At 55.8% G+C, this 9,214-nt stretch carries 9 protein-coding genes; all 9 read right to left on the reverse strand.

The genetic code is table 11. From position 1 onward, the window contains the following. Positions 1 to 118 precede the first annotated feature (118 nt). Positions 119 to 915, reverse strand: a protein-coding gene (locus HLH48_RS22155) for an IS5 family transposase (protein ID WP_220795275.1) whose coding sequence is annotated in 2 segments (ribosomal slippage) — positions 119 to 576 and positions 576 to 915 — 798 coding nt in all. Because the reading frame shifts where the segments join, the coding sequence is not laid out codon by codon here. Between the two features lie 173 nt (positions 916 to 1,088). Further along, positions 1,089 to 1,976, reverse strand: a complete 888-nt coding sequence (locus HLH48_RS22160) for a bacteriophage abortive infection AbiH family protein (protein ID WP_182999629.1) — start codon at positions 1,974 to 1,976, stop codon at positions 1,089 to 1,091. A 337-nt stretch (positions 1,977 to 2,313) separates the two neighbouring features. Further along, on the reverse strand, positions 2,314 to 3,603 hold the full coding sequence (locus HLH48_RS22170; RefSeq protein WP_182999630.1) for a hypothetical protein: 1,290 nt from the start codon (positions 3,601 to 3,603) through the stop codon (positions 2,314 to 2,316). A gap of 2 nt (positions 3,604 to 3,605) precedes the next feature. Continuing rightward, positions 3,606 to 4,538, reverse strand: a complete 933-nt coding sequence (locus tag HLH48_RS22175; RefSeq protein WP_182999631.1) for a hypothetical protein — start codon at positions 4,536 to 4,538, stop codon at positions 3,606 to 3,608. Positions 4,539 to 4,550: 12 nt separating this feature from the next. Continuing rightward, the gene (locus tag HLH48_RS22180; protein ID WP_182999632.1) at positions 4,551 to 5,078 is read right to left on the reverse strand and encodes a hypothetical protein; all 528 of its coding nucleotides are present in this window, start codon (positions 5,076 to 5,078) and stop codon (positions 4,551 to 4,553) included. Positions 5,079 to 5,661: 583 nt separating this feature from the next. Further along, complete coding sequence (locus tag HLH48_RS22185; RefSeq protein WP_182999633.1) at positions 5,662 to 6,030, reverse strand: hypothetical protein; 369 nt, start codon at positions 6,028 to 6,030, stop codon at positions 5,662 to 5,664. Positions 6,031 to 6,092: 62 nt separating this feature from the next. Further along, entirely contained in the window at positions 6,093 to 6,674 is a 582-nt protein-coding gene (locus tag HLH48_RS22190) for a hypothetical protein (protein WP_182999634.1), read from the reverse strand. 407 nt (positions 6,675 to 7,081) lie between these two features. Continuing rightward, positions 7,082 to 7,921 carry a TIGR02391 family protein gene (locus tag HLH48_RS22195; protein ID WP_182999635.1) on the reverse strand — a complete coding sequence of 280 codons (840 nt, stop codon included), beginning with the start codon at positions 7,919 to 7,921 and terminating at the stop codon, positions 7,082 to 7,084. Next, positions 7,884 to 8,747 carry a hypothetical protein gene (locus HLH48_RS22200; RefSeq protein WP_182999636.1) on the reverse strand — a complete coding sequence of 288 codons (864 nt, stop codon included), beginning with the start codon at positions 8,745 to 8,747 and terminating at the stop codon, positions 7,884 to 7,886. Before HLH48_RS22200 ends, HLH48_RS22195 begins: the two co-directional genes overlap by 38 nt. Between the last annotated feature and the right edge of the window lie 467 nt (positions 8,748 to 9,214).

A 9,214-nucleotide genomic window follows, 5' to 3' on the forward strand; every position in this document is an offset into this window, starting at 1 on the left:
CGGCGCGATCGGAGAAACGGAAGGACTCGACACCCAATTCGTAAACCCAATCAAAAGCTTAGGCGATACCCGCCACCCAGCCCCGACCAACCCCGTGAATAAGATGGGCTAGGCCCTGTTAGCACTTGACCCAGTCTACTGCGGCAGCGATGTGGATGACCGCGAGGAAGGACGTTGCGGTTTTTTCGTATCTGGTTGCGACAGCACGCCACTCCTTGAGACGGGCCCAGAGGTTCTCGACCAGGTGCCGACACCGATAGGCCCATTTGGGACAGGCAACTGGCGCATCGCGTCGTTTTGCGGGAATGGCCGGTCGGGCTCCCATGTCCCAGATATGTTCACGAAAGGCGTCCGACGCGTAGCCCTTGTCTGCAACGACCCACAGGGGAACGGCGGGAAGACTATCGAGCATGGCTGGCGCCAGAGGCAGTTCATGGGCCTGACCGGGCGCCAAAGCAAAACCCAGCGCCTTTCCATGCCCGTCTGCGATCACGCAGACTTTTGTGCCATAGCCGCCGCGAGAGCGGCCAAGTGCTTCACGATGGTCTCGCTCTTCGAAAGAGCCCCCTTTTTTGGGGCTCCCGCCGCCTTGTGGTGAGCCCTGATATTTGTGCCATCCAGAAAAGTCATACCGAGCGCTACCCCCTGTTGCTCCCGAACCAGTGCGAGCAGGCGTTCCCACACACCCAGCTTCGCCCAGCGAATGAAAAGCTGGGCCGCCCGCCACCACGGACCCAGTTCAGCGGGGATGCTCCGCCATTTCGCGCCATTCTCATGCCGCCAGAAAATCGCTGCTATCGTGCGCCGCAGATCATGGGGCGGCGTCTTGCCCTTTGGGCGAACCGTCTCAATCAGAGGTTCCCAGATCGCCCATGTCTCGTCCGTAAAAGTGCCTGTTCCGTCTCCTTCTTCCATCCATACAATATAGGAAGAATTTCAAGATCTAACAGGCCCTAGAGGTCGAAAACGCCAAGTTGGCGGCGAAGAGTGGGGACACTCGCCGTTTTTGAGACGACCAAGAACATGTATCATCGAGCATTCCAGGCGGCATGATCTCGGTCAAATCAGTAAAATGTGCGTCCGGAACGTCAAAACTGGGACAGAGGAAAAAAGCGCGATTGAGCGGGCGCGACACCGAGCTTTCTCATACGTTTAATCTCTAGTTCCGGGCTCCTATGGCAGCTTACTGTCCAGTTTGCGGAGGGACGTATGCAGCGGATCACCTCGCACAGGTATGGTGCATCAACATCCGAAAGTGAGTGACCTAGAACTATGACTTCATTTACATCGGTGATGGAGGAGAAAAAGGCAACATTTCGCTCCAGTATACTGTGGGTCGGTTTGAATGTGTCGGCAAAGTAGCGGTCGATCAGTTGATATCCGCCCGCGAGCCTCGTATCCGTATCCTCGTCGATCTTGGATGAGAGCTTCTCTTCGTTGAGACGTTCCCAACCATGGCCCAGCAAAAGTTGATCATCTGAGACAGCACAGTTACCGTGGATATGAAGAATATTGTTCCTCGGCACATCATAAATGGTCTCAAGCGTGGGGGTGTAGTTGAAGGTAAGATAGCTGGCTCTGCGATTAATGCACCTTACTGGCATATAAGAGCCCGGAACGGGCGGCGGCAGTTGCTTGATCCAAGCGTCAAAATGATCGTGTAACTTTCGCGAAAGGGCATCCACGATCTGTTCAATCTCATATTCGAAATCGTGGTGGCTGGCATCGCTCCAGTCGTCAGCACCGTAACTCCCCATAAACTGCTCAGCATAACCGATCACTGCGTCCTCATCGAAAGACGCCAGACGTTCTTCGAAGTAAGCCCAAAAATTTGCATCAAAGTTGAGGTATTCGCTGACCGTCTTCCAGGTCGATGGATCTATTCTTCGCAGATAGGAACCAAATTCGTGGTAGCTTGAGGGTATTTTGTGGTGGAGATCGAATCCGTTTCCGACGATGAACAATTGGCCAGCCACGGTGTATGTTCCTATTTTACAGTGCCGAATTTGGCATCGTTGGTTACCGACTTGAGCAACATAGCGGACATCTGCCGCCTCTGTTCACGCCCAACCGAACAGAGGCATCGCGCAAAATCCCGTTCTGCGAGAAGTCCGCCGCCATGCTTTGACGCCAGTTCCCCACGGATCGCCTCAAGGGCAACCCGTGACTTGAACTCCGCCGCATACCTCTTGCGCGTAACCTTGCCCATAAAACCCGTCCTCTCTCAACTCGGATTATATCTTACACACATGTCCGTAAAACAGGGCTCTCCTTTGTATTCTTCAACGTCGCCAAATCAGAACTCCCAATAGGTCAGGGCCTGACAACCGCCATTTGATCGCGCTTAGTGAGCAGGGCTTCAGCCTCCTTCGAGAAAATTTTCTGGGGCATGTTCCCACGAAGCCACTTTTCGGCTTCGAACGCGACGAGTTCGGCGCGGTTGTTCGTTTCACGACGATAAACGCTGTGCTCGGGAAGCCGGCTCTGGACCGAGGGTAGAACGAGACAAGCGGATGCGAACAGTGCGACTTCAATCGCGAGGTCGCTAATCTTTCCGCTTTTCTCCATGGCGAGTTGAGGGGCTGCGAGAAACGAAAACAGGAACTGGCCGACAGACATCGGAGCATCAGCCTGAGCCTTGTAGTCGTCTGCTAACTCCGCGGGGACTGCAAGCTCTGCAAGAAGCCCGACCGGATCGTCTTCCCGCTGGCTGAAATGCCAGCCAAACCAGCGCCAAGGATCGGGCTCATAAAAAAGTTCATGCACGACTTCGGGCCATAGCTCGATGTCGTCCACCCCGGTCGCCAAAAATGCGAGGATCAGCCCGGGCATAATCTTTGAAGTATCAGGCCTCCCGGAAAGAGGCCAATGCAGACCAAAAGGCTTCAGGCGATTAAATTGTTGGGTGAGCCAATGTTCTATTGCTATCTCGCCTGCAGCAGCCGCATACACTTCCTCCGCCAATCCTGCGGATACGATTGCTTGGAAGAGCCGCAGCAATCTTGATCTCTGTCTTGTCGAACTTTCGAAGTCGCCGCTTAGCTGAAAAACAGCGATCTGCTCGAGTGCCAATACGAGCGCACCGCGACCAAGGCGCCGCTTTGCGAAAGCACTGCTTCCTTTTGGCTCAGTATCGATAAACCCAACCCGCTGGGCCGCGCCGCGACGTATATCGCCCTGCTGCGTACCGAACTGCTTGACGATCTCGCGCAGATTGATAAGCGGATCTTGGCCCGCAGGGGCCGCCGTCTCACCTCCACCCTCGGTTGGTCTTGGTAGTGGCTCTGGGCTGCCGCCTGGCTCCGGTCCTCCGCCACTACCTCCCCCACGGCGCAGATAGGATCTCCTGATAAACTCCACGACGTCGTCGAGCTCGTCAAACGGAAGCTCACCTTCTCCGTCGAACAAACCTGCTTGAAACTGGTAGCGTGTCGCGGAAAAGGCGATGCTACGGCTTACTTGGACGGGGTCGAAAGCCGGCGGCTCTAAGAAGTATGTTCCCTGCGCTGCGTCAAGATGCTCCATATCTTGCAAATCGTCGTCACGATAACTTGCGAAAGCACGTCCCGATCGCGGGTCCAGCGCGTCTATATACCACTTCATGGTCAGGACCTCGTTCGCGATGTGGTCGACACGACCCGGACGGGCACGCCATTATGAACTAGTGAACGCTCGGCCTGGCGCCGTTGGTGGCGCCATTTGAGAGAGGCCGCGTCCGGTATGGGGCCGGAGCGAAGCCGTTCGTCGATCCGGCCGTCCTGAGCGACGCCCGCAGCAGAAAGCCTCGCTTCCTTAACGTCCTTAACAGAGAAGGACCCGATCCGCAGCACTTCGATATAGTCCTCATCATCGAGCAATCCGTCGGAGACCTGTCCCGTCGTCAGGCGCCTCTGGCTCTGGCGATACGCAAAAATCTTGATGGCGGCGACTGCGGACAGGTCCGCACCCCAGTGGCCGGACATATGCTGAGCTTCCCGCTGAAGCTCCTCTTCTGTCGGCGTCATGGCCGATTTGGGTGCACGGACGAGGTCGTAGGAGTTGCTTTCCAGGATCACCGACTGCGCCAGAGCCTTAGTCGCTTTCAGCACCAGGCAGATGTCGCCATAGAAGCGAATGCCGGTGCCGTTCAACTCTGCCGCGACAAAGTAGATATCCTTTGCCGGTCGCCCAACAAGTCCCGCCAAGACTTGGTCGACCCGTGCACGGGTCTGTGATACGGCTTTCGGATTTTTCCCGAGCCGGACGAGGTCATAAGCGTTAAGATAGGCGTTCGAACCGCCAAGGCAAAAGCCGGGAACATGTTCAGAAGAGATGTTCACCACACATTTCGCCCGGGAAGCATTCTCGGAAATCGTATCGACGTTTGTCTTTGGCATGCCCGCCGGCATCCCTGGAATCGCATCAAGCTCGGTGATCCGTTGGCTCAGGCGTACGGACCAAGTGGAGGGTTCTAAAGCCTCTCTTTTCTTGCTCGAGCAGAAACGGTAAGCCGTTAAAGTAACAATGGAGGCTTTTATTCCTGCCCAAGTTATCGCCATGCCTCGTCCCCTCTACTTAAGAACCTCGACCACCGAAACATTGTCGGTTGTCGATTTGGTCTCTTTTGCCTCAGCCAATTTCACATTTGTACGATTGACGAACACGAATGCAGCCAAGACACTGATACCGACGATCAACCCCAGCATCTGGGCGAAATGCGCCACCCGACGCCCGCGCGTGATCCATTTACGATAAGCTTTCCCACAACCATAGTCGCGATGATAGTCGCGATAGCTGATGTAGAATTTCTCCCAACCGTAGAGATTTAAGAGGCCGCCGATAGTTGATATAGCGAGTGCAACCCAACTGCAGGCGAGAATCATTGGATAATCGATGCGCATCAGGGCAGGTGGGAATGAAGTTGTAAACGCGAATAGCGCTGCCGAGAGCGCCAGCATCGTCTTGCTCAACTCTAGCCTATAGTTATTCGCGAGGGTAATATTGGTGTGAACGATTTCGGTCGAAGGAAGCTGGGACGGCGTGTCTCCTTCGACTTTTGGTTTGTGGGCATCTTGCCTCGGTTGATCTCCGCTTTGCATCTATGTTTCCTTCGGCTTGATCGGTGAGATCTCCGATTCAATTACTTCATGCACATAATCTGTATGACGACGCAGAAAATAGCTGCAATCGAATATTGGCGTCATCACAGACTCAACCGCACAGGGGGGGGCAGCAGAGGTCAGCTTTTGACAACCTGTGTCGCAAAGTGGATAGACGGCTTTCCCCCTAAATGTCCTGTAACCTCAATGAACGTAAAGCAGATAGGCGGCCGTCGCCTTCATCCCGGTCATCCAAGGACAATCTCACCGATCTGCAAAGCCGTGATTCATGATGTTTGTTCGACGCTAGCTTTTCCTATACGTCGCAGTCTTTCATAGTGCTGGAGCCGTATCCAGAAGGGCGGTGACAGGATCGAGAAACCATGATGGCCATGAAGCTAGCTGGATTTACAAGATAGTGTCCGGAATACGGACGAAGCCGGTACTCGTCTGCGATGCAGACCCCGACTTCTGGCCCTCCACTAGTTACTTCCATTTCACAAATTTCCATCACCTGAGCTTTCTGTTGCTGTCAGATTAACGACGCTTAGGATAGCATGGCTCGCCCTCAATGGGCTTCTTTCTACGCGACCATGACATTTCGAAGACCACGACGAACGCGTTCGCCATTCACGCGGATAATGGCCCTGCGTTGTTCAACGAGGGGGAGAGCTTCGTTTAAAAACACCGTAAGGCGCTCAGGGTGCATCTTTCCTAGAAATTCCTTCCCAGGTGTCTTCTTGAAGCCCTTTGACCATCGAACGCTCGCGCAATCTTGGTAGAGTCCAAATAAGGTTCGCCAAGCGCGCTGCTCTTGGAACCGGTTTTCGTCTTTAATCACTATAATACCGACATTAATTATTCGTTTCCCACGCGCAAGCCTCTCCAGTCGCTCCGACTGAGCGGCTGATTTGGGAAATTGCAGGCGGATCACGTTGCTGATACGCGGCATAATCCTTCTCCATTTATTTGCGGAATAATTTGTCCGCTTGCCGGTTAGCCCCTTAAGAATAGTCAGCCCCTGATGATGATCTCAATATCCTCAATGGGAACATGGAAGTTAGCCGCGAGCCCTTTCTTTGCGGCAAGGATGGTCAGCGGCATGACCCCGACACTCGATGCAACTTCGTGCCTCGCAGTGGCGCTTGTGGGGATCGAGCTTCCTCCCTCGCCCTCGAGATCATCCTGGCCTTCTTCATGTGTGATAGGCTTGAAATCCAGTTCGTCGAAGTCGATCCCGCGCCTTCTAGCCTCATCCTCATCCATATAACGAGTTGGAACACGCGATCCGTCCCAAAAGTCCTTTACACCAGACACGCTAGCCATCTCGGAGCACATCACCACAAAACGATCTCGGCCGTTATGGTGATAACTGAATTTCAGATCGACAACTTTACCGACTAAAAAAGCTTCTCCGTGCTGCTCAGGGCGTGCACCTGGACCCGGATCATATGGCGGGTTTGCGTGACGGACGCATACCACATATTCGAGGTCACGAACGGAACTCGGTCGGATGGCCCAGTCTCCAGAGCCCCCAACTGCACGAATTGTCGCCTCGCTTTTCCCAGTTAAAACGGCGAGCACTTTTTTGCCCATAGCCGAGCCTCCTCCTGCCGAACGTAACGCATAGATGCACGATAGATTAGCATAGATCAAGACATTTTTATCGTATAAGTTCCGCATCTATCACCCTTGTGTGGGTGGTAGATGCGAAGATCCGCTACGCCGGGCCAGCACTTGCAAGTGGACAATCTGGTTCCAGCCATCCTTATCAGCAGATTCATGTCCGATAATTTCATCCGCTCATCTAAAACCGGACCTTCCGCTCCCCCCCCCCAAACTGCCTGTCAGCTCAGCAGAAACAGAGCAGACAGGCTGTAGTCGCCCTCATGTCGGACATGCGTGCCTATCAATGGCTTTCCGTAAAGCCGACATAGACAGGACGACCTCTCTCGGGCGCGTTTAGGCCGGAGCGGTCTGTCGGCCTGATGACTAGCTGTCAGCTAGGCCCTGCGCGGCATGGTGGCCTTGTCCAAGCGTCGATGGACCAGCGACACCATAGACAACAGGTCCTCGGCGTCCTCGCGCTCCATAGCCCAGTAAACGCGCGGCGCGTGCGCTGTCGGGTTCCGGAACATGCCGAACAGCCCCCGCACCAGGTTTGCGAAGCCGCGCTGCTCGCTCTTCTCGTTCTCGTTCTGAAGAGAGTTGATCGCCAGCATGGGAGGGTCGTCGCTAAGCGCGCGGTCGACCAGTGCAGAGCCGTCGTCCATCAGGCCGGTTCGCGAGCGGATTTTGTCGGCCACGCTCTTCGTGGCCTCGAGGACCGCGTGGAAGTGGTCGTCGACGAGTAACTCCGAACGGCAGAAGGACAGCACGTCAGGATGCACGCCTCGTCGGGCGAGATCCTCGCGCAACGCGCGTGCTCGTCGCTCTGCGTCGGGGATGGTGGTCGCCGTGTCGGTCGTGCCGAGGATGCCTTCCGCGTTCACTTTGAGCCCGGCAAAGGCGAGGGCGGTGTTCACCTTCATGCGAAGCGGCTCGTAACGCTGAGGGTTTTGAAGATATCGCTCGGGCTTCATAGCCTTCCGGATGAACGCGATCACTCCGACCCGGTCCCCCCGCTCGTTCTGGCTGGTGGCGAAGGCATTGTGGAGGCGATGGCGCTTCGTCAGTTCCGGAGACGGATCAGCCATCTTCGCGACGCTAAGAAGGTGGCCGATCTCGCTGCCGGTTAGCCCTTCGGCAGTGTCGCCGAGCGCAGCAGCGATGGCCTCCATCTGGCTTTGAGAGAAGGTCACCACGTTACAGGAACGGGAACTGTGCCCGGCTGATGCGGTCATGCTCCGCCATCAGGTAGCCGAGGTAGCTGCGGATCAGGTTGCAGTAGAGTTCGGCATCTCCGCGCGGCATTTCGGCCGTGTTCGTGATGTCGGCTCCGTGACGGACTCGGCCGCCGGTGGGTGAGGAAAGGAAGCCGTGCAGCGTCGTCATCCACCCCAAAACCTGCTCAAGAACTTGTCCCCGATGCTGGCGTCGGAGTTCACCTGCGATCTTGTTAAAATATTTCTCCTCAATGGTTCCTGATCCTGCATCCAGCCCGCGGAACGCGGTTGACACGGTTTCCAAGAGCCAAAGGATTTCCGCGACCGCTTGGCGGCCGCGTCCCTCCCTGAGAAGTTGTTCCGACTGGTCAAGCGACCGCTGGATGAGTAGTTGCGCTTGCTCATCGAGGGACGGCTGCCGCTCCGGCTTGATGGTCGGTACCTGCACGCCGGTGAAGACCAGGTTGGGCGGCTGGATCGCGTAACCGGTCTCCGCCTCCGATAAAATGCGGTTCAGATGTCCGATTGTCGGGAAACCCCAGTTTGGCTCTTGCTCCCTCAGCTCGACACATGCCCTGCAGAATGCATCGATGAAAAGAGGTGCGTTCTCGGCCGCCCCCTGCATGAGGTTCGCGAGGTCGCTCTCAGCCCAGCTCAGGGAAGAGCTCGTATGGCTGGGAAGCCCGGCCGCCCCGGCAAAACGCGCCTTGAAGAATTCGATTACGCTCCAGCGGTCGCCCTGAGACGCGACCCTCGAGATAAGGTCATCGAATCGATTGATGACCATCGAGGGGAGAGGATCACCGGGAGCGTCGAACCGCCATTCGCTCGGAAAGGTAAGCATTGCCTATTTTAACACGTGGTTGCTGAGCTGTCGCGTTAGTCTACCTCATGTCGTCGGTTTGGACTAATACCACTTCCGCTTCGCTCGAACCCACACCGGTTATCGTCCGGAGTGCGGAGATCCCGGGGATGGCTCTGAAATGGACCGTGTAGCCCATGAGTTCGAGCGAAGAAGAATTAGTATAACGCACTGCAGTCTGCACGAATACTGCGACGCTAAAAAGGGGGAGCGTTTTGACGTCCGGCCCATCGGTTCACTGCTTTGAGCCATGCTCCGAAAGCCTTCCTTCAGTGCGGTCGCACCGTGTGCCAACGACTGCTTCAGCCGACGGCGGTTGTCGCACGCAATCGAGCTAACCCATCTTATTCACGGGGTTGGTCGGGGCTGGGTGGCGGGTATCGCCTAAGCTTTTGATTGGGTTTACGAATTGGGTGTCGAGTCCTTCCGTTTCTCCGATCGCGCCGAGC

This window comes from Gluconacetobacter sacchari (assembly GCF_014174255.1).
GTDB classification, from domain to species: Bacteria; Pseudomonadota; Alphaproteobacteria; order Acetobacterales; family Acetobacteraceae; genus Gluconacetobacter; species Gluconacetobacter sacchari.

Coding starts and splice junctions, on each gene's coding strand:
- HLH48_RS22200 (WP_182999636.1), bottom strand. CDS start 8,747: ATGCTTACCTTTCCGAGCGAATGGCGGTTCGACGCTCCCGGTGATCCT.
- HLH48_RS22180 (WP_182999632.1), bottom strand. CDS start 5,078: ATGCAAAGCGGAGATCAACCGAGGCAAGATGCCCACAAACCAAAAGTC.
- HLH48_RS22175 (WP_182999631.1), bottom strand. CDS start 4,538: ATGGCGATAACTTGGGCAGGAATAAAAGCCTCCATTGTTACTTTAACG.
- HLH48_RS22195 (WP_182999635.1), bottom strand. CDS start 7,921: ATGACCGCATCAGCCGGGCACAGTTCCCGTTCCTGTAACGTGGTGACC.
- HLH48_RS22170 (WP_182999630.1), bottom strand. CDS start 3,603: ATGAAGTGGTATATAGACGCGCTGGACCCGCGATCGGGACGTGCTTTC.
- HLH48_RS22185 (WP_182999633.1), bottom strand. CDS start 6,030: ATGCCGCGTATCAGCAACGTGATCCGCCTGCAATTTCCCAAATCAGCC.
- HLH48_RS22190 (WP_182999634.1), bottom strand. CDS start 6,674: ATGGGCAAAAAAGTGCTCGCCGTTTTAACTGGGAAAAGCGAGGCGACA.